The 25,314-nt window shown below is 39.6% G+C and carries 22 protein-coding genes and 3 pseudogenes; 21 read left to right on the top strand and 4 right to left on the bottom strand.

Translation table 11 applies throughout. The features are described from left to right. Positions 1 to 745 precede the first annotated feature (745 nt). Positions 746 to 1,471 (bottom strand): NYN domain-containing protein, encoded by a 726-nt coding sequence (locus tag AA977_RS04085; RefSeq protein WP_000226360.1) that lies wholly within the window; start codon positions 1,469 to 1,471, stop codon positions 746 to 748. Between the two features lie 124 nt (positions 1,472 to 1,595). On the opposite strand from AA977_RS04085, the gene ruvC reads away from it, so the two are divergent. Then, complete coding sequence (gene ruvC, locus AA977_RS04080) at positions 1,596 to 2,069, top strand: crossover junction endodeoxyribonuclease RuvC (protein WP_064434689.1); 474 nt, start codon at positions 1,596 to 1,598, stop codon at positions 2,067 to 2,069. Here the strand turns inward: ruvC and AA977_RS04075 are convergent, their stop codons facing one another. Beyond that, positions 2,070 to 4,445 carry a TonB-dependent receptor gene (locus AA977_RS04075; RefSeq protein ID WP_064434688.1) on the bottom strand — a complete coding sequence of 792 codons (2,376 nt, stop codon included), beginning with the start codon at positions 4,443 to 4,445 and terminating at the stop codon, positions 2,070 to 2,072. A 318-nt stretch (positions 4,446 to 4,763) separates the two neighbouring features. On the opposite strand from AA977_RS04075, the pseudogene AA977_RS04070 reads away from it, so the two are divergent. The 3 genes and pseudogenes from AA977_RS04070 to AA977_RS04060 all read left to right on the top strand — a co-directional run bounded on the left by AA977_RS04070 (position 4,764) and on the right by AA977_RS04060 (position 7,601). Beyond that, positions 4,764 to 6,281, top strand: a pseudogene (locus tag AA977_RS04070) (catalase). A 145-nt stretch (positions 6,282 to 6,426) separates the two neighbouring features. Then, positions 6,427 to 7,302 (top strand): twin-arginine translocation signal domain-containing protein, encoded by an 876-nt coding sequence (locus AA977_RS04065; RefSeq protein WP_064435196.1) that lies wholly within the window; start codon positions 6,427 to 6,429, stop codon positions 7,300 to 7,302. A gap of 83 nt (positions 7,303 to 7,385) precedes the next feature. Next, positions 7,386 to 7,601, top strand: coding sequence for a hypothetical protein (locus tag AA977_RS04060; protein WP_064434687.1), 216 nt, complete (start codon positions 7,386 to 7,388; stop codon positions 7,599 to 7,601). Between the two features lie 38 nt (positions 7,602 to 7,639). Here the strand turns inward: AA977_RS04060 and AA977_RS04055 are convergent, their stop codons facing one another. Beyond that, a complete protein-coding gene (locus tag AA977_RS04055) occupies positions 7,640 to 7,969 on the bottom strand; it encodes a zinc ribbon domain-containing protein YjdM (RefSeq protein WP_064434686.1) in 330 nt (109 codons plus the stop codon). 192 nt (positions 7,970 to 8,161) lie between these two features. Here AA977_RS04055 and cdh point away from each other — a divergent pair. The 15 genes and pseudogenes from cdh (at position 8,162) to gmhA (ending at position 21,461) form a co-directional block, all read left to right on the top strand. After that, positions 8,162 to 9,028: pseudogene (gene cdh / locus AA977_RS04050) on the top strand (CDP-diacylglycerol diphosphatase). 222 nt (positions 9,029 to 9,250) lie between these two features. Beyond that, on the top strand, positions 9,251 to 11,407 hold the full coding sequence (flgE, locus tag AA977_RS04045; protein ID WP_020972496.1) for a flagellar hook protein FlgE: 2,157 nt from the start codon (positions 9,251 to 9,253) through the stop codon (positions 11,405 to 11,407). 57 nt (positions 11,408 to 11,464) lie between these two features. After that, positions 11,465 to 11,818, top strand: a complete 354-nt coding sequence (gene hypA / locus AA977_RS04040; RefSeq protein ID WP_033614691.1) for a hydrogenase/urease nickel incorporation protein HypA — start codon at positions 11,465 to 11,467, stop codon at positions 11,816 to 11,818. Positions 11,819 to 11,824: 6 nt separating this feature from the next. Then, on the top strand, positions 11,825 to 12,283 hold the full coding sequence (gene mua / locus AA977_RS04035) for a nickel-binding protein Mua (protein WP_064434684.1): 459 nt from the start codon (positions 11,825 to 11,827) through the stop codon (positions 12,281 to 12,283). Further along, a complete protein-coding gene (lpxB, locus tag AA977_RS04030; RefSeq protein WP_064434683.1) occupies positions 12,283 to 13,365 on the top strand; it encodes a lipid-A-disaccharide synthase in 1,083 nt (360 codons plus the stop codon). The genes mua and lpxB overlap by 1 nt, the downstream gene beginning before the upstream one ends. Before the next feature lie 40 nt (positions 13,366 to 13,405). Continuing rightward, a complete protein-coding gene (gene greA / locus AA977_RS04025) occupies positions 13,406 to 13,900 on the top strand; it encodes a transcription elongation factor GreA (protein WP_033619972.1) in 495 nt (164 codons plus the stop codon). Further along, positions 13,890 to 14,327: a dUTP diphosphatase gene (dut, locus tag AA977_RS04020; protein ID WP_064434682.1), complete on the top strand. Its 438-nt coding sequence runs from the start codon at positions 13,890 to 13,892 to the stop codon at positions 14,325 to 14,327. The genes greA and dut overlap by 11 nt, the downstream gene beginning before the upstream one ends. Further along, a complete protein-coding gene (locus AA977_RS04015) occupies positions 14,324 to 14,980 on the top strand; it encodes a hypothetical protein (RefSeq protein WP_064434681.1) in 657 nt (218 codons plus the stop codon). The genes dut and AA977_RS04015 overlap by 4 nt, the downstream gene beginning before the upstream one ends. A gap of 4 nt (positions 14,981 to 14,984) precedes the next feature. Continuing rightward, positions 14,985 to 16,571, top strand: a complete 1,587-nt coding sequence (gene pgbB, locus AA977_RS04010; RefSeq protein WP_064434680.1) for a plasminogen-binding protein PgbB — start codon at positions 14,985 to 14,987, stop codon at positions 16,569 to 16,571. A gap of 4 nt (positions 16,572 to 16,575) precedes the next feature. Beyond that, entirely contained in the window at positions 16,576 to 17,247 is a 672-nt protein-coding gene (locus AA977_RS04005) for a type III pantothenate kinase (RefSeq protein WP_064434679.1), read from the top strand. After that, positions 17,238 to 17,990, top strand: coding sequence for a sulfite exporter TauE/SafE family protein (locus AA977_RS04000; RefSeq protein WP_064434678.1), 753 nt, complete (start codon positions 17,238 to 17,240; stop codon positions 17,988 to 17,990). Before AA977_RS04005 ends, AA977_RS04000 begins: the two co-directional genes overlap by 10 nt. After that, positions 17,980 to 18,501, top strand: a complete 522-nt coding sequence (gene gmhB / locus AA977_RS03995; RefSeq protein WP_064434677.1) for a D-glycero-beta-D-manno-heptose 1,7-bisphosphate 7-phosphatase — start codon at positions 17,980 to 17,982, stop codon at positions 18,499 to 18,501. The genes AA977_RS04000 and gmhB overlap by 11 nt, the downstream gene beginning before the upstream one ends. 8 nt (positions 18,502 to 18,509) lie before the next feature. Next, on the top strand, positions 18,510 to 19,502 hold the full coding sequence (rfaD, locus tag AA977_RS03990; RefSeq protein WP_064434676.1) for an ADP-glyceromanno-heptose 6-epimerase: 993 nt from the start codon (positions 18,510 to 18,512) through the stop codon (positions 19,500 to 19,502). Next, entirely contained in the window at positions 19,499 to 20,890 is a 1,392-nt protein-coding gene (gene rfaE1, locus AA977_RS03985; protein WP_064434675.1) for a D-glycero-beta-D-manno-heptose-7-phosphate kinase, read from the top strand. The genes rfaD and rfaE1 overlap by 4 nt, the downstream gene beginning before the upstream one ends. Continuing rightward, entirely contained in the window at positions 20,883 to 21,461 is a 579-nt protein-coding gene (gmhA, locus tag AA977_RS03980) for a D-sedoheptulose 7-phosphate isomerase (RefSeq protein ID WP_064434674.1), read from the top strand. The genes rfaE1 and gmhA overlap by 8 nt, the downstream gene beginning before the upstream one ends. A 154-nt stretch (positions 21,462 to 21,615) precedes the next feature. Here gmhA and guaC read toward each other — a convergent pair whose 3' ends face one another. Then, complete coding sequence (gene guaC, locus AA977_RS03975; RefSeq protein ID WP_064434673.1) at positions 21,616 to 22,593, bottom strand: GMP reductase; 978 nt, start codon at positions 22,591 to 22,593, stop codon at positions 21,616 to 21,618. Between the two features lie 201 nt (positions 22,594 to 22,794). On the opposite strand from guaC, the gene AA977_RS03970 reads away from it, so the two are divergent. Together AA977_RS03970 and AA977_RS03965 are read left to right on the top strand one after the other, a co-directional pair. Continuing rightward, positions 22,795 to 24,396 (top strand): ABC-F family ATP-binding cassette domain-containing protein, encoded by a 1,602-nt coding sequence (locus AA977_RS03970; protein ID WP_064434672.1) that lies wholly within the window; start codon positions 22,795 to 22,797, stop codon positions 24,394 to 24,396. After that, positions 24,393 to 25,117: pseudogene (locus tag AA977_RS03965) on the top strand (HrgA protein). Before AA977_RS03970 ends, AA977_RS03965 begins: the two are co-directional and overlap by 4 nt. Positions 25,118 to 25,314 lie beyond the last annotated feature (197 nt).

Below are 25,314 nucleotides of genomic sequence, written 5' to 3'. Positions count from 1 at the left end.
GAAAAAAGCCATGCAGAATGGATTTAATAAAAACCTAAATTTGTTTTAAGATCTAAGGAAGCGCTTGAAAAGTTATTAGAGAGAAACAGAAAAGCAGTAAGGGATCGTTATGCGGTTACAAGTTTTGAAAAAGATGAAAAGATTTTAAGGGAGTTAGGAACCATTGCACCACTTTCTAACGATTGCAGAGATGGCGATAGCGCCTCAAACTTTAATGGTTTTGATCCTAATATAAAAAGATTCAGTTTATAAAAAACATTAGCAAAATCTCAGAATAGTGATTGAACATCAGTTATGAGCTGAGTGCTAGACATACTTGAAAAAGCTAATGCGTTTTGAAACTATAACATAAATAACCAGTCAAGGAATAATAAAAGAAAATAAATCAAACACCTGCAATCAAATCAGAGAATAAACGAGAACGATAATTGACAAGGAGAGCCATTAAGGAGTGAGCGGGTTATTACGGAGTTTGAAGTAGATAAATCAAGGAACGGGCTAATTGAGTCGCCTTTAGCACCAAATTACAAGGGGAAAGATACTAATCCCCAACCTTGATAACCCTAATCCTAACACAAAAGAATAAGAAAAGAAATAATGCTACCCGCTAAGCGTTAAAAATAAGCCTAAAAACCCATTGAAAAACTTTAGCCCTACTATAATCAAATATCAACAATTCTCATCGGAGTTTTTAAAAATCATTTTTAAACCCTCTAAAAATCAAGCAACCTTTTTATAGTTTAGTTTAGGCCCAATTGGTTTTAGTGAGGTTTTCTCTGATGGAAAAAAGCTTGTCTTTAACTTCGCTGCTACTCAATTTCCTCACTTTATCCGAATTGTATTTCAAATCGTGGCTAAGAAGAGACAGCCTGTTAGACAAATCAGCAATATCCACCCTTAACCCCTCATCTCTGGCTAATTTTAGCGCTGGGATTAGATCCGTATCTTTTGAAAATATCAAAATCCTATCGGCTATTTTTTTAAAGGCGATCCTTTGAATGTCAAGTCCCATGAGCATATCCACCTGCTTTTGTTCTAATAACGCCCTATAGCTCCCATCAAACTCCACTCTTATTGCGTTTAACTTCGTTCTGCCTAACCTCAATTCCACTTGATCCAATGAAGCGAGATCGTGTTGGAAATTTTCTACATCGCTATAGATTTTCTCCCATTTAGTCGCTTCACTGCTTTGTAAGATCTCTTCAATATCGCTGCTGGTGAAGATTTTCATCTCTGTCCCAGGACTTTTTTCATTTTGGAGCGTGTCATTCCTTTTATCCCACAACGCATGCCTAAAATCAAAGGGTGGGGTGGTGTAAAAATAAATACGAATAATCCTTTCATCATCTAGCAAAAAAGCCCTAATGGTAACGATAACATCTAAAGCGATATTGTAATTAACGCATTTTGTTTGCTTAATATCGCGCCTAAAATTCTCCCAATCCACTAATATGATCGTGTTTGCTACCATTTATCACTCCCTTATGCATATACTTAAAAACCCTCAATATAATCTTGTGTTTTTATTCTAACAAGAAACATGGATATAATAATAGCGTTTTTTAAACCTTGCAATTAAATAATAGGAATGATTGATGCGTATTTTAGGAATAGACCCAGGCAGTAGGAAATGCGGGTATGCTATCATTTCTCATGCTTCTAACAAGCTTTCTTTAATCACAGCCGGGTTCATTAATATCACCACAACGCGCTTGCAAGAACAAATCTTGGATTTGATAGAAGCACTAGATTGTTTATTGGAACGCTATGAAGTGCATGAAGTGGCGATTGAAGACATTTTCTTTGGGTATAACCCTAAAAGCGTGATCAAACTCGCGCAATTCAGGGGGGCGTTGTCCTTAAAGATTTTAGAAAGGATTGGTAATTTTAGCGAATACACGCCCTTGCAAGTTAAAAAAGCTCTCACCGGTAACGGCAAAGCTGCTAAAGAGCAAGTAGCCTTTATGGTCAAGCGCCTACTTCATATCACAAGCGAGATCAAGCCTTTGGATATTAGCGATGCCATAGCCGTTGCCATCACGCATGCACAACGCTTGAAACTCCAATAATCACCACTTATACGCCACTTCAAAGCGTGCGTTAAAACCAGGCTCTGCAATCGCTCTTTTGACAGCGTCAGTGCCTGGCATGTCTGGGCTCATGACATAGGGGCTTGTTTGATCCACATAGAATTTATTAAAAACATTGTTAAACACCGCCGAAAGCAGCAAACCTTTCCAGCGGCTTTTGGTTTTAGGGCTCCAATTGACATAAAAATTACTCACGCCATAGCCCGGTTTATGCATATGCACTAACCCTAATTGGGATCCGCATTTGGCTAGATCCGTAGGGGTTTTGGGTTTCTCAGCCGTCCCATAATCGGGCAAGTAAATATCAAACCCGCAATAATCTAAACCGGTCACAAAACGGCTAAGCCATGCAAGATTGATCCCTGTTTTAGGAATGGTGTAATCCAATTTGACGATAAAAACATTACCGGTGCTTGCAGCAAGCTCATAGCTATCCGCCATTAAATACCCCCTAGTGGTGGGCCAAGTGCGCGAGATCCCTACATTCAAACTCACGCCCTTGTATTTGAAAGTCCCGCCCACTTCATAGCCATAAATCCTAATCGCTTGACTCAAATTGGTTACAATCAATCTTTGTGCGTATTGGGAGATGAAATTATCCAAAGCTTGATAAAACGCCGCAGCCCTTCCGCTAAAATACTGGCTTGAATAATCAATATTAAATTCAGCGTTAGATCCCACTTCAGGCTTGATGTTTTTAGCGTATCGTAAATCGTTTTGGCGCATATACACGCCATCTCCTGGCATAACCCCCCTTGTTACTTGAGAATAAGTGATCTTTAAAGATAAAGGCTCAATGGGGCTAATCACAAGAGCCGCGCTAGGGCTAAAGCCTTGAGTGTAGCGGTAATTCCAATCCTTATCATAAAGCGTGTATGCATCCCATCTTACCCCGGCTCCAAAAGTGATGATTTTATGAGGCGCATAATTCGCTTGCACATAGCCTCCATAAATATTCCCATTGGCTTTCCCTCTTTGGCATAGCGTGGGGTCATTGGGGTTATTATCCACAAGACTGCAAGCGATTTGTTTTTGCCCTTTATCATTAATATAAACTTGATTGGGCCTGTATAATTCTGATTTAGGGATGCGAGCGTCAAAAACGCTTAAATTTTGGTAGTTGAATCCGTATTCAAAAAGGCTGTCTGTGGCTTCATCAATCACATGCGCGACTTTTAGGTTTAATCCGGTATTGTTTAAGAATAAATTCCTAGGCTGTGAGCTTGGCTTATCCACATCTGAAAAGCTTGGGGTGCAATACCCGCCCTCAACGCATGGGTAATTTTCTCTTTCCCATTCGCTCGCTAAAGCAGTGGGGAATTTGGCATAAACGCCGTTAGGGTCAAATAGGGGGTCAAATTGGGCGTTTCTAATGCTTGTATAAAGGGTAAAATCTAATCGTGGGTCGCCAAAAGAATTTCCCGCTTCCCTTTTGTATTGCAATGAAAGATTGTTGGCGCTATTGACAGAATGATACAAATACCTCGTAAAACTATCCAGCACATTAGGACACCCTTGAGCGCCATCAGGGCTAAAAGGGGCTTCACAAGGATAGGCTAACCCTATAGCGTTACTCCTTAAGGGGCGTGTGGCGTTATCTCGTGTCATGTTCCAGCTGAAAGTGAGCGTGTCTCTGTCGCTCAAATAGCCATTCATTTTAATTAAAGCGTTGTTTTGCTCGCTAGGCGTTCCTGGCTCCTTATCGGCTTGCGTGGGATGGAATAGGTTTTTCATCGCTGTAGCACCGCTTCTATAATAAAAAATATTTTGGTGCGTGTAATAAGCGATAATGTCAAAATGCGCGCTTTGATAAGCCGCTCTAAAAGTCTCTCTGTCCCCAAAATTGGTATAAAAACTCACCGCCCCACTCGCCGCATAATTTTTCCCCCTAGGGATAAAATCAGCCGCTCCTTTAGTTTCCATTTTAATCACTCCTGCAATCGCTCCTGGCCCTGCGCTCGCATTCGCTGCCCCTTTGGTAACTTCCACGCTTTTGAGCATGCCAGGGTCAATCACGGTGTTGCCTTGGTGGTGGTAGATATTACCATTTTGTGCAGCCCCATCCACCGTAACCCTTAAAAGCCTGTCTTCAACGCCTCTCACATAGATTTTCTGCCCCATCACGCTCCCTCCGCCGACATTCACATCAGGGTTAGTCCTAAACAAGTCTTTGACTTCATTGCTTTGGCGTTGATCCAATTCTTTAGAAGTAACCTTAAACTCATTGTTATAAGTGAAAATCCTTTTAGCTTGCGTGGTAACCTTATCTAAAGTGCGCTCTTCGCTATAGCAAGCCTCAGTGAGTAGGGGGAAACATAAAGCGTATCTAAGCTTTGGGTATGATCTTAAAAGCATCCAACAATTCTCCTTAAATTTAAAAATTCAAAAAATAAAAATCAAAAAAAAAAAACAAAATCCGCTAAAACATTGAGATAGAATAGTATGATAATTATTATTAAAACCAGATTAAAAATAAAATTTAGCGTTTAATCTTTCTTATTTTTATTAATTGTTACAAATAGAAATACTTAAGGGGGTTTTTTATTCTTAAAAAAAGGATTTTTTAAGGAAATTGAATCTTGTTAGTCTTTGTATAACAAATTATGTAATAATCACCACAAGTAATTGGTCTAGTATCATATTACGAAGTTCAAAATCATAAAAGGAAAAAAGATGGTTAATAAAGATGTGAAACAAACCACTGCTTTTGGCGCTCCCGTTTGGGATGACAACAATGTGATCACGGCTGGCCCTAGAGGTCCTGTTCTTTTACAAAGCACTTGGTTTTTGGAAAAGTTAGCAGCGTTTGACAGAGAAAGAATCCCTGAAAGGGTTGTGCATGCTAAAGGAAGTGGGGCTTATGGCACTTTCACCGTGACTAAAGACATCACTAAATACACTAAAGCGAAAATTTTCTCTAAAGTGGGCAAAAAAACAGAATGCTTTTTTAGATTTTCTACATGTGGCTGGTGAAAAAGGCAGTGCGGATGCGGTGAGAGACCCAAGAGGTTTTGCGATGAAGTATTACACTGAAGAAGGTAACTGGGATTTAGTAGGCAACAACACACCGGTTTTCTTTATCCGTGATGGGATCAAATTCCCTGATTTTATCCACACTCAAAAAAGAGATCCTCAAACCAATTTGCCTAACCCCGACATGGTATGGGATTTTTGGAGCAATGTTCCTGAAAGTTTATACCAAGTTACATGGGTTATGAGCGATAGAGGGATCCCTAAATCTTTCCGCCATATGGATGGTTTTGGCAGCCACACTTTTAGCTTTATCAACGCTAAAGGCGAACGCTTTTGGGTGAAATTCCACTTTCACACCATGCAAGGCGTTAAGCACTTGACTAATGAAGAAGCCGCAGAAGTCAGAAAGTATGATCCCGATTCCAATCAAAGGGATTTGTTCGATGCGATCGCTAGAGGGGATTTCCCAAAATGGAAATTGTCTGTTCAAATCATGCCAGAAGAGGATGCTAAGAAGTATCGATTCCATCCGTTTGATGTTACTAAAATTTGGTATCTCCAAGATTATCCGTTGATGGAAGTGGGCATTGTAGAATTGAATAAAAATCCGGAAAACTATTTCGCAGAAGTAGAACAAGCGGCTTTCACTCCGGCGAATGTCGTTCCTGGAATTGGCTATAGCCCAGACAGAATGTTGCAAGCTCGTTTATTCTCTTATGGGGATACACACCGCTACCGCTTAGGCGTTAATTACCCTCAAATACCGGTTAATAGACCAAGATGTCCGTTCCACTCTTCTAGCAGAGATGGTTACATGCAAAATGGGTATTATGGCTCTTTACAAAACTATACACCTAGCTCATTGCCTGGTTATAAAGAAATAAGAGTGCGAGGGATCCTAAGTTCAATTTAGCTCACATTGAGAAAGAATTTGAAGTGTGGAATTGGGATTACAGAGCTGAGGATAGCGATTACTACACCCAACCAGGCGATTACTACCGCTCATTGCCAGCTGATGAAAAAGAAAGATTGTATGACACTATTGGAGGGTCTTTAGCTCATGTTACTCATAAGGAAATTGTGGATAAGCAATTGGAGCATTTCAAGAAAGCTGACCCCAAATACGCTGAGGGAGTTAAAAAAGCTCTTGAAAAACACCAAAAAATGATGAAAGACATGCATGCCAAAGACATGCACCATATGAAAAAGAAAAAGTAACCCTTTTCTTTAAGCGTTCTTTTTTAGGAATGCTTTGTCTTTCAAAATTTAGGTTTTTGGACACTCACCAATTTTTTGGTGTGTGTCTTACTTTTTCATTCATTCAACGAATTTAAAAATTACAAAAAGAGTTATAGTTATGAATATGAAACGAAGGGATTTTATTAAAACGACTGCTTTAGGCGCTACAGGCGCTGTTTTAGGAGCGCAAATTCTACAGGCAGAAGAACGCAAGGGGAGTGTTGCAAAATATAAAATAGATGCTCATTATAGCATTGATTTTGATTCTGCAGAACACACTTCGTTGTTTATTCCCATGCCGAGCGTTGTAGCGAGCAATGTGAAATTACAAGGCAATCATGCTAATTATCAAAGCATGCTCAATTTTGGCGTGCCTTATTTGCAAGTGGATTTTTCAAAAAGCGCTCAAAAAAAGCAAGTCCATTTGTCTTATGAGGTCGCTAGCTACCAATTAAAGGATCGTTTGTTTGATGCGAACGATTTTGTAGCGATGGGGCGTTATGAAAGAGACGATGCGAGCGTGGCTAATATTGCCAACCAGCTCAAAGGGATCACTCCCAAAGAAAGCGTTCGTAATTTCTATGCGTTCATTAAGCATGACATGCCTAAAAGACAAAAGGCTTTAGAGGGTAAAGAAAATTTACCGAAACGAGAGAGTTTGCCTTGGTTTGCGACCATTTCAAAAGAGAGCATGTTTGTGTCCTTATGCCATGCGTGTGGGATTAAGAGCGCTGAAGTGCAAGGCTTGAAGCTAGGCCAAAACAGCGTGGTGAAAAACGCTTCTAGGGTGGAAGTGTATTTGCAAGATTCCTTATTGGCGTTTGATTTTCAAAGCGATCGCAAGGAAGTCTTTATCCCATTGAACCGCCATAAAGACATGCAGTTAGATTCTGCCTTATTGGCAACTTTTGGCGAGGCTTTCGCTCTTGTAGATGGTAGGGATTTAGGCAATTACGAGAGCAAACTTTTTGAAAGAAGAATGTCTTATACGGCTGTCTAAGGGCATGAGATTTAGGGATTTTCCTTAATGGTAAGCTTTCCTTTTTAGGGAGGGTTTGCAAAAAAGATTTAAAGGGTTGTCCTATGCGAGAATTTTTTAAGAAACTTGGATTAGAATACGCTTCTAAGCTATTTTTGGTTTATTGGCTGAGATGGATGTTGAGCGCGTTAGTCATGCTGCCTTTCATGGAGGTTTTTTATTATTTTAATTTTCCGCTGTGGCTCAATCTTTTCTTAGGGCAAACCATTGGAGCGGTGATTTTTTTCAAATTGGATAAGTTGATTTTTTCTAAAAAATAACCTTTTACAAGTTTAAAAAATCCTTAAGTTTTTTATTTCTAGGCTTTTTTAAGAAATTCAGATTTTAAAGACAAGTTCTGCCCTTCCACTTTGCAATCCACATTGTGATCGCTATTGACAAGCTTGATGTTTTTGATTTTGGTGCCTTTTTTAAGCACTAAAGATGGACCTTTAACCTTTAAATCTTTAATGAGAATAACGGAGTCTCCGTTTTGTAAAACATTATTGTTGCAATCTTTAACGATCAATTCTTCATCATTAGCCTTGCTTTCATTCCATTCATACAAACAGCTAGAGCAAACCAATTGCGTGCCGTCATGGTAGGTGTATGCGTCGTTGCATTTAGGGCATGGGGGTAAATCTTGCATGGTAATGTCCTTATTTGATTTGATATTTTCATGTTATCTAAAGCAGGGTTATAAAACGCTTTATTTTGATAAGGATTCTCTCTAACCCTAAAATCGCATTACAAAAACTATCGCTTGCTTTTTGCAAGCTCTTTTATTGTGTTTATTTTAAAAAATACCTTTGATTATTTTTAAGTTTTCTTTAGCTAGTGAGTGTTCAAAAAGCTCTTTTTTAAAACAAGTTACCAAATGCCACCAATAAGTTAAAACTCGATCCAATAACCATAATAATTAAAGTTTTTTAGGTTAATATTAAAAATCCATTTACAAACAAGGAGTAAAAAGATGAAAAAAATGGGCTTTCTTTTTTCGGCGGTGGTAGCTATCGTTGTTATGACTCATAGCTTAAGCGCTAAAGATCCGAATGTGTTGCGTAAGATTGTTTTTGAAAAATGTTTGCCTAATTATGAGAAAGACCAAAACCCATGCATAGAAGTCAAACCCAATGCCGGCTATGTGGTTTTAAAAGATATTAACGGCCCGTTGCAATATTTGTTGATGCCAACAACTCGCATTGATGGCGTTGAAAGCCCTTTGTTGCTTGATCCTTCTACGCCTAACTTTTTTTACTTATCCTGGCAGGCGCGCGATTTTATGAGTCAAAAATACGGCAAACCCATTCCTGATAGCGCAATCTCTTTGACGATAAACTCTCGCAAAGGCCGTTCGCAAAACCATTTGCATATCCACATTTCTTGCATTAGCCCTGAAGCGCGCAAACACCTGGATAACAATCTAAAAAACATCAACAGCCGTTGGTCGCCATTACCGGGCGGCTTGAACGGGCATAAATACTTGGCGCGTCGGGTAACAGAGAGCGAGTTAGTGCAAAAAAGCCCGTTTGTGATGCTTGCCAAAGAAGTGCCAGGAGCGCGCAAACGCATGGGAGATTATGGGTTAGCGGTGGTGCAACAAAATGACAACTCATTTGTCTTGTTAGCGACGCAATTCAATCCACTGACTTCCAATCGCGCTTCAGCCGAAGAGATTCAAGATCATGAATGCAAGATTTTAAATTGAAGCGAGTCAAAATTTAGGGCTTGAGCGATAATTTTAAACAGCGTTGTTAGGGGGGTGTTGCAAAACCCCCTATCTCTCTATCCCTTATGAGTTTGACTAACTCTTATCCATAACACTTCCAACAAAACCTTAAATCCGCAATCAATCGTTTTAAAAAGCCATTTAGGAACGACTTTTGCTTTATTTGGCATAGATTGAATTTCTTTACATTAAAGGATAACCATGCTTAGGTCTTTATGGTCTGGTGTTAATGGGATGCAAGCCCACCAAATCGCTTTGGATATTGAAAGTAATAATATTGCGAATGTGAATACTACCGGTTTTAAATATTCTAGAGCTTCTTTTGTGGATATGCTCTCTCAAGTCAAACTCATCGCTACTGCACCCTATAAAAACGGGTTAGCGGGGCAGAATGACTTTTCAGTGGGGCTTGGGGTGGGCGTAGATGCGACGACTAAAATCTTTTCACAAGGCAATATCCAAAACACGGATGTCAAAACCGATCTAGCGATTCAAGGCGATGGTTTTTTTATCATTAGCCCTGATAGGGGGATCACTCGTAATTTCACTAGAGATGGGGAGTTCCTTTTTGACTCGCAAGGGAGTTTGGTTACCACCGGCGGGCTTGTGGTGCAAGGGTGGGTGAGAAACGGGAGCGATACCGGTAATAAAGGGAGCGATACGGACGCTTTAAAAGTGGATAATACCGGTCCTTTGGAAAACATTAGAATTGATCCAGGAATGGTGATGCCAGCCAGAGCGAGTAACCGCATTTCTATGAGGGCGAATTTAAACGCTGGAAGGCATGCGGATCAAACAGCAGCGATATTTGCTTTGGATTCTTCAGCCAAAACCCCCTCAGATGGCATTAATCCGGTGTATGATTCAAGCACGAATTTAGCTCAAGTCGCTGAAGACATGGGCTCTTTATACAATGAAGATGGCGACGCTCTTTTATTGAATGAAAATCAAGGGATTTGGGTGAGTTATAAGAGCGCCAAAATGGTCAAAGACATCCTCCCTTCCGCAGAAAACAGCACGCTTGAATTGAATGGGGTTAAGATTTCTTTCACGAACGATTCTGCGGTGAGCAGGACTTCAAGCTTAGTGGCGGCTAAAAATGCGATCAATGCGGTTAAAAGCCAAACAGGGATTGAAGCTTATTTAGACGGCAAGCAGTTGCGTTTGGAAAACACCAATGAATTGGACGGCGATGAAAAGCTTAAAAACATTGTGGTTACTCAAGCCGGGACCGGGGCGTTCGCTAACTTTTTAGATGGCGATAAAGATGTAACGGCCTTTAAATACAGCTACACGCATTCTATTAGCCCTAATGCGGATATTGGGCAGTTTAGGACCACTGAAGACTTGCGTGCATTAATCCAGCATGACGCTAATATCGTAAAAGATCCTAGCTTAGCGGATAATTACCAAGACTCAGCCGCTTCTATAGGGGTTACTGTCAACCAATACGGCATGTTTGAAATCAACAATAAAGACAATAAAAATATTATTAAAGAAAACCTTAATATTTTTGTGAGCGGGTATTCTTCAGACAGCGTAACGAACAATGTTTTGTTTAAAAATGCGATGAAAGGGCTTAACACCGCTTCTTTGATTGAAGGGGGAGCGTCAGCAAGCAGCTCTAAATTCACCCATGCTACCCATGCGACAAGCATTGATGTGATAGATAGTTTAGGGACTAAACACGCCATGCGCATTGAATTTTATAGGAGTGGGGGGGCGGAATGGAATTTTAGGGTGATCGTGCCTGAGCCTGGGGAATTAGTAGGGGGGTCAGCGGCTAGGCCGAATGTGTTTGAAGGAGGCCGTTTGCGTTTCAATAATGACGGATCGCTCGCTGGCATGAACCCGCCTCTTTTGCAATTTGATCCTAAAAATGGCGCTGATGCCCCCCAACGCATCAATTTGGCCTTTGGTTCATCAGGGAGCTTTGACGGGCTCACGAGCGTGGATAAGATTTCTGAAACTTATGCGATTGAGCAAAACGGCTATCAAGCGGGCGATTTGATGGATGTCCGTTTTGATTCTGATGGGGTGCTTTTAGGGGCATTTAGTAATGGCAGGACTTTAGCGCTCGCTCAAGTGGCTTTAGCGAATTTCGCTAACGATGCGGGCTTGCAAGCTTTAGGAGGGAATGTCTTTTCTCAAACCGGAAACTCTGGGCAAGCTTTAATCGGTGCGGCTAATACGGGGCGTAGGGGTTCGATTTCAGGGTCTAAATTGGAGTCTAGTAACGTGGATTTAAGCCGGAGTTTAACGAATTTGATTGTGGTCCAAAGGGGCTTTCAAGCGAACTCTAAAGCGGTAACCACATCTGATCAAATCCTTAACACGCTATTAAATCTTAAGCAATAAACTAAAAGATTACTCTAATACAATATAATAGGGTAAATTTAAAGATTAAGGTTTAGTATGCATGAATACTCGGTCGTTTCTTCTCTGATCGCTCTTTGCGAAGAGCATGCGAAGAAAAATCAAGCCCATAAGATTGAAAGAGTCGTGGTCGGTATTGGTGAAAGAAGCGCTATGGATAAGAGCTTGTTTGTGAGTGCGTTTGAGACTTTTAGAGAAGAATCTTTGGTGTGCAAAGACGCTGTTTTGGATATTGTAGATGAAAAAGTTGAACTAGAGTGTAAGGATTGTTCGCATGTTTTTAAGCCTAACGCTTTGGATTATGGGGTGTGCGAAAAATGCCACAGCAAGAATGTAATTATCACTCAAGGCAATGAAATGCGTTTGTTGTCTTTGGAAATGCTAGCGAAATAACCACTAATGCAAGAAGAATTAAACGCCTACCAGCAAGAAATTAAAGACACTAGAGAAGTTTTAAAAAAAATCCGTTTGGAATTGAAACAAGTCCAAGAAATCTTGCGTAAGAAAAAAAATACCTTAAAGGGTTTGAAACAAGAAATCTATCAAAAACAATTAGAAAAAGAAAACTCCCACTCCAACAAAAAACCACAAAATACAGAAGAATGGATTTTCCCTAAAGCCCTTGAAGAAGTGGAAATTTACACTAAAGACAATCAAATCATCAAAGCTAAACCATGCAAGCGTTTGTTTAATGAAGGGCTTTATTTGCAACACCGCAGCGTTTTGCGCGAAAACAGGCTTTTAAAAAACCACCTTTCTAAAAAAGATTTTGAAATTGCGTTGCTCAAAATTGAATTGAGGGATTTGCATAAAGAAATCAAGCTCTATCAAGTCCAAAATCTTTTGAAGGACAAATAATGCCCACGATTTTAGTGAGCGCTTTAGAAGCGAGCTCCAATGTGCATTTGGAGGAATTACGCCGTAATTTGCCCAAAGATTATCGTTTCATTGGCGTGTTTGAAGGTAATGGCGCGCTTTATAGCCCAAGGGAATTTTCTATCATGGGTTTTAAAGATGTGATAGGCCGTTTAGGTTTTTTACTCAAAGTGCATAAAGAAATGGTCCAATTAGCCAAGCAAGCGGACATGGTGCTTTTAATGGATGCTTCTTCTTTCAATATCCCCCTAGCCAAAAAAATCAAAAAACAAGACCCTCATAAAAAAATCATGTATTATATTTTACCGCAAGTTTGGGCATGGAAAAAATGGCGCGCTAAAACCCTTGAAAAATATTGCGATTTTTTGGGCGCGATTTTGCCTTTTGAAGCGGGTTATTACCAACAAAAAGCCCAATACGTAGGACACCCCTTACTAGATGAGATTAAATATTATAAAAAAGATATTAAGGGTGAAACTTTAGTGTTTATGCCAGGGAGCCGAAAAAGTGAAATCGCTAAAATATTCCCTTTGTTTGTTGAAGTGGCTCGCATTTTGGAGCAAAACGAAGGGTTTAAAAGGCGTGTGTTGGTCGTGCCGAGTTTCTTTAAGGGGTTGGATTTGAAAGCTCTTTATGGAGAAGATATTGAATGTTTTGAAATTTCTTACGATGCGCATAAGAGTTTATTTGAAGCGGAGTTTGCATTCATTTGCAGCGGCACGGCGACTTTAGAGGCTGCTCTGATTGGCACGCCTTTTGTGTTAGCGTATAGGGCTAAAACGATGGATTTTTTGATCGCTAGAATGTTTGTCAATTTGCATTACATAGGGTTAGCGAATATCTTTTATAACGCCTTAAACGATGAGACTCCAGGGCTTGGGGAGAGCCAGTTACACCCCGAATTGATCCAGCATTTTTTGAGCGTGGAGAGTTTGTTAAAAGCGTATGAAACGATGGATAGAGAACGCTATTTTAAAGAAAGCTTGAGATTAAGGGAATATTTAGCCAGTGGGAGTAGCAGAAAAGTCGCCAAAGAGATGGCTTTTTTGCTGAATTTAACTTAATTTTTACTATAATCTCTACTGAATAAGCTTAGGAGATTAAATGAATAAAGAACCTATGAGTATGCATGGATACAATAAAATCTGTGCGGAATTGAAGCAATTAAAAGAGGTGGAACGACCTAATATTGTGAAAGAAATTGATATTGCTAGAGGGCATGGGGATTTGAAAGAAAACGCTGAATACCATGCCGCTAAAGAAAAACAACGCTTCATTGAAGCGAGAATCGTGGATTTGAGCGAGATCATTTCTAACGCTCAAGTGATTGACCCAAGCGTTTTAACGCACCATAAAGTGAGTTTTGGGAGCACGATTAAAATCCTTAATTTGGATAACGATAAAGAGTTTTCTTATACGATAGTAGGGAGCGTGGAGAGCGATCCGGCTAAAGGGCTGATTTCTTTTGGTTCACCGATTGCAAAAAGTTTGATCGGCAAGAGCAAGGGCGATGCAGTCAGTATCCAATTGCCTAGTGGGGAAAGCGATTTTGAAATTTTAGACATTTATTATAAAGAGATTTGTTTTGATGAAAATTAAAATCCAAAAAATCCATCCGAACGCCCTTATCCCTAAATACCAAACCGAAGGTTCTTCAGGCTTTGATTTGCATGCGGTAGAAAATGCAATCATCAAACCTCATAGCGTGGGGTTAGTGAGAATAGGGATTTGTTTGTCTTTAGAAGTGGGGTATGAATTGCAAGTGCGTACCCGTAGCGGATTGGCGTTGAACCATCAAGTGATGGTGTTAAATTCTCCTGGCACGGTGGATAATGATTATAGGGGCGAAATTAAGGTCATTTTAGCGAATTTGAGCGATAAAGATTTTACAATCCAAGTAGGGGATAGGATCGCTCAAGGGGTGGTTCAAAAAACTTATAAAGCCGAATTTATAGAATGCGAACAATTAGATGAAACTTCAAGAGGAAGCGGGGGGTTTGGCAGCACGGGAGTGAGCAAGGCATGAGCATTAAGGAAAATTTAGAGCAGGTTAAGAGCGAGTTTAAAAGCGATGAAAAGCTTTTAGAGGGGGCGTTTAGATTAGAAAAATTTTTCAAGCGCTATAAGTGGGTTTTATTGTTTATCGTGGTGGCTTTTATCGCTTATTTGGGGGATACAAAGTTGCAAGATTACAAGCATGAGCAAACTAAAGAGCGGATCACTCAAATTTATAATGAAGCGCTAGAGAGCCCTAATAATATAGCCTTACAAAACAAACTCAAAGAAGTCGCCCCACAATTGTATGATTTGTATCAATTCGCCAGAGCGAGCGAGCATAACGATGTGAATGCGTTTAAAAAACTTTCGCAATCGTCTAATGAAATCGTCAAAATTTTTGCACAATATTCTTACGCATCGCTCTCTAGAGATAAAAACTTGCTTGAAAAAAGCCCCATTCTTAAAGAGATGAGCGCTTTGCAAGCGGTGGATTTATTGTATGAGGAAAATTCTAAAGATGCGATCACAAACGCGCATAAAAATTTATCAACTATCCCTTTAAGTTCTTCATTATATGCTATGATTTCTGTTTTAAAACATTATGGAATATTAGAAGATACCCAACAAAACCTTTCCAAACCAACCCATCTAAAAAAAGAAACTATTCAAGGAACGCATTGATTTGATGAACAAACAATTTTTAATCTTACTGATAACTCTCATTATCTTCAGTGGCTGTAACATGAGAAAATACTTCAAACCCTCTAAATCCCAAATTAAAGGCGAAGCGTATTTCCCTAACCATTTGCAAGAAAGTATCGTTTCGTCCAATCGTTATGGAGCCATTTTGAAAAACGGGGCGGTGATAGGCGATAAAGGTTTGACGCAGCTAAGAATCGGTAAGAATTTCAATTATGAAAGCAGTTTTTTAAATGAGAGTCAAGGGTTTTTTATCCTCGCGCAAGATTGCTTGAATAAAGTGGATGAAAAAACAAGAAAAAGCAAGGTGGCTAAGACTAAAGAAACGGAATTGAAATTAAAAGGCGTTGAAGCAGAAGTTCAAGATAAAGCCTGCCATCAAGTGGAATTGATTAGCAATAACCCTAACGCCAGCCAACAATCTATCATTATCCCTTTGGAGACTTTTGCCTTGAGCGCGAGCGTTAAAGGGAATCTTTTAGCGGTGGTGTTAGCGGACAATTCAGCGAATTTATACGACATCACTTCTCAAAAATTGCTTTTTAGCGAGAAAGGTTCTCCGAGCACCACGATCAATTCTTTAATGGCGATGCCTATTTTTATGGATACGGTCGTGGTGTTCCCCATGTTAGACGGGCGTTTGTTGGTCGTGGATTATGTGCATGGAAACCCTACGCCTATTAGAAATATTGTTATTAGCAGCGATAAGTTTTTTAACAATATCACCTACCTTATCGTGGATGGCAATAACATGATCGCTTCTACAGGAAAGCGCATCCTTTCAGTGGTGAGCGGTCAAGAGTTCAACTATGATGGGGATATTGTGGATTTGCTCTATGATAAAGGGACTTTGTATGTGCTGACTTTAGACGGGCAGATTTTGCAAATGGATAAGAGTTTGAGGGAATTAAACAGCGTGAAATTACCCTTTGCTTCGCTCAATACCATTGTATTAAACCACAATAAATTGTATTCTTTAGAAAAGCGCGGGTATGTGATAGAGGTGGATTTGAATAGTTTTGATTCGTATAATGTCTATAAAACACCAACGATAGGTAGTTTCAAGTTTTTTTCATCTAATCGTTTGGATAAAGGGGTGTTTTATGACAAAAATCGGGTGTATTACGATCGCTATTATTTAGATTATAATGATTTTAAGCCAAAACTTTACCCCCATGCGGCTGAATTCAAGCCGTCTCAAAAAGGAGAAAAAGGAAACGCTCCTATTTATTTGCAAGAAAGGCATAAAACTAAAGAAAATAAACAGCCTTTAGAAGAAGACAAAGCTAAGCCAAAAAATAGCGGTTTTGAAGAAGAAGAAGTTAAAGCTAGAAGGCGTGAGCCTATTAATGATCAAAATAACGCTATTAAAAAAGGTGCAGAGAATAACGCTCCAAAAGAAGAGCCAAAACTCAGTCCTAAAGAAGAAAAACGCCGCTTGAAAGAAGAAAAGAAAAAAGCTAAAGCCGAACAAAGAGCGAGAGAATTTGAACAAAGGGCGAGAGAACATCAAGAAAGAGATGAAAAAGAGCTTGAAGAAAGAAGAAAAGCTTTAGAAATGAATAAGAAGTGAGCCTATGCCAGCTGGGCAATCTTTTAAAGATTTGAAAAACCTGGTTTTATGCGATATAGGCAACACGCGCATCCATTTTGCACAAGGTTATCGGCTCTTTTCAAGCGCTAAAGAAGATTTAAAGCGTTTGGACATTCAAAAGGAAATTTTTTACATTAGCGTGAATGAAGAAAATGAAAAAGCCCTTTTAGATTGTTACCCTAACGCTAAAAATATTGCAGGATTTTTTCATTTAGAAACCGATTATATAGGGCTTGGGATAGACCGGCAAATGGCGTGTTTGGCGGTGGCTAATGGCGTGGTGGTGGATGCAGGGAGCGCGATTACGATAGATTTAATCAAAGAGGGCAAGCATTTAGGGGGGTGTATTTTACCCGGATTAGCCCAATATACCCATGCGTATAAAAAAAGCGCTAAAATCTTAGAGCAGCCTTTCAAAGCCTTAGATTCTTTAGAAATTTTACCTAAAAACACCAGAGACGCCGTGAATTATGGCATGATTTTGAGCGTGATTGCTTGTATCCAACATTTAGCCAAAGATCAAAAAATCTATCTTTGTGGGGGCGATGCGAAATTTTTGAGCGCGTTTTTAGTGCATTCTGTTTGTAAGGAGCGCTTGGTTTTTGACGGCATGGAGATCGCTCTTAAAAAAGCGGGGATACTAAAATGCAAATGATGCACAATTTGAGTTTTTTAGGCATGTTTGTGGCCGCCTTGAGCATGTCTTTAGGGCATTGTGTGGGCATGTGTGGGGGGATTGTGAGCGCGTTTAGTCAAATAAGATTGTCTCAAACGACAAGTTTTTCTTACCAGCTCGCTTGCCATGCCTTTTATAATTTAGGAAGGATCAGCACTTACATGCTTTTAGGGGCTATAACGGCAGGATTAGGGCATAGCCTTAGCGTGGGCATGGGTTTTAGGGGCGCTTTATTGATGGGCATGGGGATTGTTTTAATCCTTTTAGCGCTTTTAGGATCTAAAGTGGAAAAATTAAGCTTTGAAATCCCTTTCATTTCTCTTTTGATGAAAAAAACCTTGCGATCTCAAAGCGTTTTGGGGCTGTATTTTTTAGGCGTGTTGAACGGGTTTTTGCCTTGCATGATGGTGTATTCGTTTTTAGCGAGCGTGATTCTTAGTCATAGCGCGTTTATGGGGGCGATGCTAGGCCTTTCTTTTGGGCTTGGCACTAGCGTGCCGTTGTTTTTAATGGGGGTTTTTTTGAGTAAAATTTCTACCTCTTATAGGAAATTTTTCAATCTTTTGTCTAAAAGTTTGATGGGGGTTTTTGGGCTTTATGTCCTTTATATGGGGATCATGCTCATTAACCACCAAACACCCCATGCAATGCAGCACCAAAGCGATATGATGCACCACCAAAACCACACCACACCACACCAAGAAAGCCACCATGAGCGCTAACAAAGCCCTTTTTTTAGACAGAGACGGCATTATTAATATTGATAAAGGCTATGTGAGCCAAAAAGAAGATTTTGAATTCCAAAAAGGGATTTTTGAATTGTTAAGGCATGCGAAATCTTTAGGTTATAAACTGCTTTTAATCACCAACCAATCCGGGATCAACCGAGGCTATTACACCCTTAAAGACTTTGAAAACCTCACCGCATACCTCCAAGAAAGCTTGCTTAAAGAATTAGGTTTTAATTTAGATGGCATTTATTTTTGCAGGCACGCCCCAGAAGAAAATTGCGCTTGCAGGAAGCCAAAACCCTCTTTGATTTTACAAGCCTCCAAAGAGCATCAAATTTGTTTGGAAAAATCTTTTATGATAGGCGATAAAGAAAGCGACATGTTAGCCGGCTTGAACGCTAAAGTTAAAAATAACCTCTTATTGAGCGCAAATTTTTTAAAAACTCCTCATTCTTGGATACAATGTAAAAATCTTAAAGAGATGATTGATTGGATTAAATAAGGATAATAATGCGTTATATTGATGATGAATTAGAGAATCAAACGATTTTAATTACCGGTGGGGCTGGTTTTGTGGGCAGTAATTTGGCCTTTTATTTTCAAGATAACCACCCTAAAGCTAAAGTGATCATTTTAGATAAATTCCGTAGCAACACGCTTTCAAGCAATGGTCGTCCGAGTTCTTTAGGGCATTTTAAAAATTTAATCGGTTTTAAGGGGGAAGTGATCACGGCTGATATTAATAACCCTTTAGATTTAAGGCGTTTAGAAAAGTTGCATTTTGATTATTTGTTCCACCAGGCCGCTATCTCTGATACAACCATGTTAGATCAAGAATTAGTGATGAAAACCAACTATCAGGCTTTTTTACGGCTTTTAGAAATCGCCCAACCCAAAAAGGCTAAAGTGATTTACGCTTCTTCAGCAGGCGTTTATGGTAACACCAAAGCCCCCAATGTGGTAGGCTCAAACGAAAGCCCTGAAAATGTTTATGGCTTTTCTAAGCTTTGCATGGACGAATTTGTCCGATCCCATTCAAGCGATCTCATTCAAGTGGGCTTACGATTTTTTAATGTCTATGGGCCTAGGGAATTTTATAAGGAAAAAACCGCCTCCATGGTTTTGCAACTCGCTTTGCAAGCGCTAGCGTTTAAGGAAGTCAAGCTTTTTGAATTTGGCGAGCAGTTAAGGGATTTTGTCTATATTGAAGATGTGATCCAAGCGAATGTGAAAGCGATGAAAGCCCAAAAAAGCGGGGTTTATAATGTGGGTTATTCGCAAGCCAGGAGCTATAATGAGATTGTTAGCATTTTAAAAGAGCATTTAGGGGATTTTAAAGTGAGTTATATTAAAAACCCTTATCCTTTTTTCCAAGAGTACACGCAAGCGCATCTTGAACCCACTATTTTGGATTTAGACTACACCCCCTTATACGATTTAGAAAGCGGCATTAAGGATTATTTGCCCCATATCCATGCGATTTTTAAAGAACAATACGCATGAAAAAAATCTTAGTCATAGGGGATTTGATCGCTGATTATTATTTATGGGGGAAGAGCGAACGCCTTTCGCCTGAAGCCCCTGTGCCTGTTTTAGAAGTCAAAAAAGAGAGCAAGAATTTAGGCGGAGCGGCTAATGTGGCCAATAACCTCATCTCTTTAGGGGCTAAAGTCTTTTTATGTGGGGTAGTGGGCGATGATTTAGAGGGCAAGCATTTCATTAACGCTTTAAAAATAAGAGAGATTGACACTTCAGGCGTCTTAGTAGATAAAACCCGTTGCACCACGCTCAAAACGCGCATTATCGTGCAAAACCAACAAATCGTGCGCGTGGATAAGGAAATCAAAGATCCCTTAAACGCCGATTTAAAAAAACATCTTTTAGACTTTATCGCAGAAAAAATCCAAGAAATGGATGGGGTTATCCTTTCAGATTACAATAAGGGCGTTTTGGATTTTGAACTCACCCAAACCATCATTGCATTGGCCAACACGCACCGCAAGCTCATTTTATGCGACCCTAAAGGGAAAGATTATAGCAAATATTCCCATGCGAGTTTGATCACGCCCAATCGTTTTGAATTAGAGCAAGCGCTCCATTTGAAATTAGACAGCCATGCCAATTTATTAAAAGCGCTTAAAATCTTAAAAGAAACTTATCATATCGCCATGCCTTTAGTCACTTTGAGCGAGCAAGGCATCGCTTTTTTGGAAAAAAACGAGCTAATCAATTGCCCCACCATCGCTAAAGAAGTTTATGATGTAACCGGGGCAGGCGATACGGTGATTGCAGCTTTAACGCTTTCTTTATTAGAGTCAAAAGATCTTAAAAAAGCTTGCGAGTTTGCCAATGCAGCAGCGGCTGTGGTGGTGGGTAAAATGGGGAGCGCGTTAGCGAGTTTGGAAGAAATCGCTTTGATTTTAAACCAAACGCACCCTAAAATCCTTTCTTTAGAAAAGCTTTTAAACATTTTAGAGCATCATAAACAAAAAGTCGTTTTCACCAATGGCTGTTTTGATATTCTCCATAAAGGGCATGCGAGCTATTTGCAAAAGGCTAAAGCTTTAGGGGATATTCTCATTGTAGGGTTAAACAGCGATGCTTCCATTAAAAGGCTTAAGGGGGATAAACGCCCCATAGTGGGCGAAAAAGACAGAGCTTTTCTTTTAGCGAGTTTGTCTTGCGTGGATTATGTCGTGGTGTTTGAAGAAGACACGCCCATAAAATTAATCCAAGCCCTAAAGCCTGATATTTTAGTCAAGGGGGCGGACTATCTCAATAAAGAAGTCATAGGGAGCGAGTTGGTTAAAGAAACTTGTTTGATGGCGTTTGAAGAAGGGTATTCTACAAGCGCTATTATAGAAAAAATTAAAAGGACACACAATGATTAAGGATTTGATTAAAAAAGAATTTTTAGCCCATAAGGAAGCGTTAGAAAAAAGTTTAGAAAGTTTGGAAGGAGCGTTAATCCAAAGCGTCCAACTTTTGATAGAAACTTTAGAAAATCAAGGAAAAATCCTTATTTGCGGTAACGGGGGGAGTGCGAGCGATGCGCAGCATTTTGCCGCTGAATTGACCGGGCGCTATAAGTTGGAAAGAAAGGGTTTGAGCGCGATAAGTTTAAGCACGGATACCTCAGCCCTCACGGCCATTGCGAATGATTATGGCTATGAAGAAGTGTTTGCCAGACAATTAGAAGCGCTAGGGAATAAAGAAGATGTTTTGATAGGGATTTCTACAAGCGGTAATTCCAAAAATGTCCTAAAAGCTTATGAAAAGGCTAAAGATTTGGGGATTAAAACGATTAGTTTAGTGGGGCGTGATGGAGGAAAAATGAAGCCTTTAAGCGATATAGCCTTGATTGTCCCTAGTGATGATACGCCACGAATCCAAGAAATCCATATTCTTGCCATCCATATTTTATGCGATTGCATTGAAAGGCATTTCGCTCATAAAAATTAGCCCTTAAACGCTATGCGTTTGAATTTAAACAGAAAATGATCCAATAAGATGCAATGAAAATAAAGAAAGGATCAAAAAACAATAAAAAACCCAATCAAAGCAAATCGCTTGAAAAATAAGCCCATTTTTCTGTCTTCGCTTTCATTGATCTTCTTTAGAGTGTGTCTCCATTGAAAATTGAATTTTTCACAATCACATAATCAACTTTTCGAATCGCTTCAAGGTCTCTCCCACCTGCATAAGAGATCGCAGATTGTAGATCTTGATGCATTTCAATCAGCGTATCTTTTAAGGATCCTTTATGTTGGATCCAAATTTTTTTACCTTCGATATTTTTCTTTTCACCTTTTTGGAATTCTGATGCAGATCCGAAATATTCTTTATATGCGATACCATTTTCTATTTTTGTTTCTCCAGACGATTCTTCATGCCCTGCAAAAAGCGAGCCAATCATGACCATTGTCGCGCCAAAGCGTATTGATTTTGCAATATCCCCATGCGTGCGAATGCCACCATCTGCAATAATCGGCTTTCTTGCTGCTTTAGCGCACCATCTAAGAGCCGCCAGTTGCCAACCACCAGTGCCAAAGCCTGTTTTGATTTTGGTGATACACACTTTCCCGGGCCCGATGCCAACTTTCGTAGCGTCAGCACCGGCATTCTCTAATTCACGGACTGCTTCTGGCGTGCCAACATTTCCGGCAATCACAAAAGTTTCTGGTAAATGCGTTTTGATGTGTTGGATCATTCTAATGACAGAATTTGAATGGCCATGCGCAATATCGATCGTGATATAGTCTGGCGTTAATCCTTGTTTGGCCAACTCTTCTACAAAAAGATATTCTTCCTTTTTTACCCCCACACTGATTGAGCTAATTAATTGGCGTTCCTTCATTTTTTTGATAAATGGGATTCTTGCCGCTCCATCAAAACGATGCATGATGTAGAAATAGCCATTTTCTGCTAGAAATTCTGCGATCGAGTCATTGATGATTGTTTGCATATTTGCTGGCACTATGGGCATTTTAAATGTGTGTTTACCTAATGTAGTGGTCGTATCGCACTCTGAACGGCTATTCACGATACATTTATTGGGGATTAGTTGGACATCTTCATAATCAAATACTTTCAATGACACGATCCTTTTTGCTTTAAAACATTATTTTTACCTTAATTTGAATAAAAAAGCAAGAGAAAATGATATAGGCTCGAACAAGGTTTGGGCGTCAAAGACCTTACAGATAACCACAATAAACAAGAGATACAATATTGCAAAGAAAACGCTACAATAAACTTTCTATAAGTCTAATCACAAAAAATAAGGAATCATAAGATGCTGCAAACCATCAACTTAACGCAACGCTATGCGACTAAAAAATTGTTTGAAAACGTGAATATCAAGCTGGATAAAAACAAGCGCTACGGGCTTATTGGGGCTAATGGCGCAGGAAAGTCCACTTTTTTAAAGATTTTAAGCAAGAGTATTGATTGCAGCAGTGGGGAAGTTATCATCACAAGCGGGATGAGAATGGGGGTTTTAGGGCAGGATCAATACGCTTTTGAAGATTTGAGCCTTAAAGATGCGGTTTTAATAGGCAATAAGCGTTTGTATGACGCTATCAAAGAAAAAGAGCGCTTATACACTGAAGGCGATTTGAGCGATGATAAAGTGAATGCGAGACTAGGGGAGTTGGAAACCATTTGCGTAGAAGAAGATCCCATGTATGAATGCGAAGTGGTGATTGAAAAGATTTTAGAAGATTTAGGCATTCCTAGCTCTAGGCATAACGATTTGATGAAAACCTTGCCAAGTAGCGATAAATTTAAGATCCTTTTAGCTCAAGTGTTATTCCCTAAACCGGATATTTTGCTTTTAGATGAGCCTACAAACAATTTGGATTTAAACGCCATTGAATGGCTAGAAAACAATCTCAAACGCCATGAAGGCACGATGGTGGTCATTAGCCATGACAGGCATTTTTTGAATGCAGTATGCACGCATATTTTAGATTTGGATTTCCATAGCGTGCGCGAATTTAGCGGGAATTATGACGATTGGTATATCGCTTCTACTCTGATCGCTAAACAGCAAGAGGCTGAACGCAATAAAAAACTCAAAGAAAAAGAAGAGCTAGAAAAATTTATCGCTCGTTTTAGCGCTAACGCTTCCAAAGCCAAGCAAGCCACCAGCCGCCAAAAACAACTGGATAAATTAGACATTCAAAGCCTAGCGGTATCTAGCAGGAGGGATCCAAGCATCATTTTTAAACCCAAACGCACCATTGGCAACGAAGCCTTAGAATGCGAAAATATTTCTAAAAGTTATGATGGGCAAATTGTTTTAAATCAAGTGAGCTTGAAAGTGATGCCTAAAGATAAAATCGCCCTCATAGGGCCAAATGGCGTGGGAAAATCCACGCTTTGCAAAATTTTAGTAGAAGAATTAAAGCCCGATAAGGGCGTGGTGAAATGGGGGGCGACCGTTTCAAAAGGCTATTTCCCTCAAAACGTGAGCGAAGAAATTAGCGGCGAAGAGACCTTGTATCAATGGCTCTTTAATTTCAATAAAAAGATTGAAAGCGCTGAGGTGAGAAATGCATTAGGGAGGATGCTTTTTAATGGCGAAGAGCAAGAAAAGTGCGTGAACGCTTTGAGTGGGGGCGAAAAACACCGAATGGTTTTATCCAAGCTCATGCTAGAAGGGGGGAATTTTTTAGTCTTAGACGAGCCGACTAACCATTTGGATTTAGAAGCGATTATCGCTTTGGGCGAAGCGCTTTATAAATTTGATGGGGCGGTGATTTGCATAAGCCATGACAGAGAGTTGATTGATGCGTATGCAAACCGGATCATTGAATTAGTCCCAAGCCCTAAAGGCGCTCAAATCATTGATTTTAAAGGCAGTTATGAAGAATACCTAGCGAGTAAAAAATGAAGCCACGAGACATTGAAATCATTCAAAGCGTTTTAGAAACGATTGATGAGCCTATTAACCCTACTAAAATTTATCATAAGGCCAAAGAGCTTTTTGAAAAAGGCAAGATTGCAAAAATGTTTGATTGTGGGGGCAAAACCCCACACCAGAGCGTTAGCGCTTATATTTATGAAGCCTTAAACAAGGGCGAAGAAGTGCCTTTTTTTAAGGTGCAAGAAAAACCAATTTTAATCGCTTTAAAAAGCGCGGCAAACGAGCCGGCTATGAAAGAGCCGGATTTAAGCGCTGGAAAGCCAAGCGTTCCAATTACGCATGAAAGGGATTTGCACCCTTTTTTAACCTACATGGCTTTTGATAATGAAAATTTGAAATGCTACACAAAAACCATTTTTCATGAAGAAAGTTCAAAATCGCAAAAAGGCATGGACAGATGGCTTTATCCGGACATGGTGGGGGTTAGGTTTTTACACGCCGAGCTGTCTTTGGCGTGATTGATTTAAGGACTGATGAAGATAAAAGCGCTATTTTATTGAACGCTAGATACAAAGAAAAAATTGACTACACTATGGCTCAAGAACTCAGCGAAAAAAATAAAAAATTCCGTGATTTTTTAAAGAGCGTTGTGGATTATGATCCAAAAGAGTCTCACCGCTATAAGGCCGAGTTTGATGAAATCAAAAAGAAAGATGAATTATACCCTAACTCGCAACTTTCTTTTTAAAAATGAGGTTTTAAAAAACGCTTAAAGCGTTTTTTACAAAAAATAGCAAAGAGCTTGATTTTAATCAAGCGATAGCTTATTAAAAAAGCGGTCTTCTCGGGTTAAGGGGTTTTCTTAAGGGGGTTAAGGGGAGAATTATTTCAAAATACCCCCTATCCCCTTAAGGGAATGAGTTTTATCAAAAAATAGAATTTTAA

It is taken from the genome of Helicobacter pylori, assembly GCF_001653455.1.
GTDB classification, from domain to species: domain Bacteria; phylum Campylobacterota; class Campylobacteria; order Campylobacterales; family Helicobacteraceae; genus Helicobacter; species Helicobacter pylori_A.
This window is presented reverse-complemented; position numbering and strand designations above follow the sequence as displayed.

What these genes read in the sequence shown, in the direction of transcription:
- gmhB (WP_064434677.1), top strand. Translation starts at nt 17,980, where the DNA reads ATGAGCGCTAACAAAGCCCTTTTTTTAGACAGAGACGGCATTATTAAT.
- AA977_RS03970 (WP_064434672.1), top strand. Translation starts at nt 22,795, where the DNA reads ATGCTGCAAACCATCAACTTAACGCAACGCTATGCGACTAAAAAATTG.
- ruvC (WP_064434689.1), top strand. Translation starts at nt 1,596, where the DNA reads ATGCGTATTTTAGGAATAGACCCAGGCAGTAGGAAATGCGGGTATGCT.
- gmhA (WP_064434674.1), top strand. Translation starts at nt 20,883, where the DNA reads ATGATTAAGGATTTGATTAAAAAAGAATTTTTAGCCCATAAGGAAGCG.
- flgE (WP_020972496.1), top strand. Translation starts at nt 9,251, where the DNA reads ATGCTTAGGTCTTTATGGTCTGGTGTTAATGGGATGCAAGCCCACCAA.
- AA977_RS04000 (WP_064434678.1), top strand. Translation starts at nt 17,238, where the DNA reads ATGCAAATGATGCACAATTTGAGTTTTTTAGGCATGTTTGTGGCCGCC.
- AA977_RS04060 (WP_064434687.1), top strand. Translation starts at nt 7,386, where the DNA reads ATGCGAGAATTTTTTAAGAAACTTGGATTAGAATACGCTTCTAAGCTA.
- AA977_RS04005 (WP_064434679.1), top strand. Translation starts at nt 16,576, where the DNA reads ATGCCAGCTGGGCAATCTTTTAAAGATTTGAAAAACCTGGTTTTATGC.
- mua (WP_064434684.1), top strand. Translation starts at nt 11,825, where the DNA reads ATGCAAGAAGAATTAAACGCCTACCAGCAAGAAATTAAAGACACTAGA.
- pgbB (WP_064434680.1), top strand. Translation starts at nt 14,985, where the DNA reads ATGAACAAACAATTTTTAATCTTACTGATAACTCTCATTATCTTCAGT.
- AA977_RS04055 (WP_064434686.1), bottom strand. Translation starts at nt 7,969, where the DNA reads ATGCAAGATTTACCCCCATGCCCTAAATGCAACGACGCATACACCTAC.
- dut (WP_064434682.1), top strand. Translation starts at nt 13,890, where the DNA reads ATGAAAATTAAAATCCAAAAAATCCATCCGAACGCCCTTATCCCTAAA.
- rfaD (WP_064434676.1), top strand. Translation starts at nt 18,510, where the DNA reads ATGCGTTATATTGATGATGAATTAGAGAATCAAACGATTTTAATTACC.
- AA977_RS04065 (WP_064435196.1), top strand. Translation starts at nt 6,427, where the DNA reads ATGAAACGAAGGGATTTTATTAAAACGACTGCTTTAGGCGCTACAGGC.
- AA977_RS04075 (WP_064434688.1), bottom strand. Translation starts at nt 4,445, where the DNA reads ATGCTTTTAAGATCATACCCAAAGCTTAGATACGCTTTATGTTTCCCC.
- rfaE1 (WP_064434675.1), top strand. Translation starts at nt 19,499, where the DNA reads ATGAAAAAAATCTTAGTCATAGGGGATTTGATCGCTGATTATTATTTA.
- greA (WP_033619972.1), top strand. Translation starts at nt 13,406, where the DNA reads ATGAATAAAGAACCTATGAGTATGCATGGATACAATAAAATCTGTGCG.
- AA977_RS04085 (WP_000226360.1), bottom strand. Translation starts at nt 1,471, where the DNA reads ATGGTAGCAAACACGATCATATTAGTGGATTGGGAGAATTTTAGGCGC.
- AA977_RS04015 (WP_064434681.1), top strand. Translation starts at nt 14,324, where the DNA reads ATGAGCATTAAGGAAAATTTAGAGCAGGTTAAGAGCGAGTTTAAAAGC.
- hypA (WP_033614691.1), top strand. Translation starts at nt 11,465, where the DNA reads ATGCATGAATACTCGGTCGTTTCTTCTCTGATCGCTCTTTGCGAAGAG.
- lpxB (WP_064434683.1), top strand. Translation starts at nt 12,283, where the DNA reads ATGCCCACGATTTTAGTGAGCGCTTTAGAAGCGAGCTCCAATGTGCAT.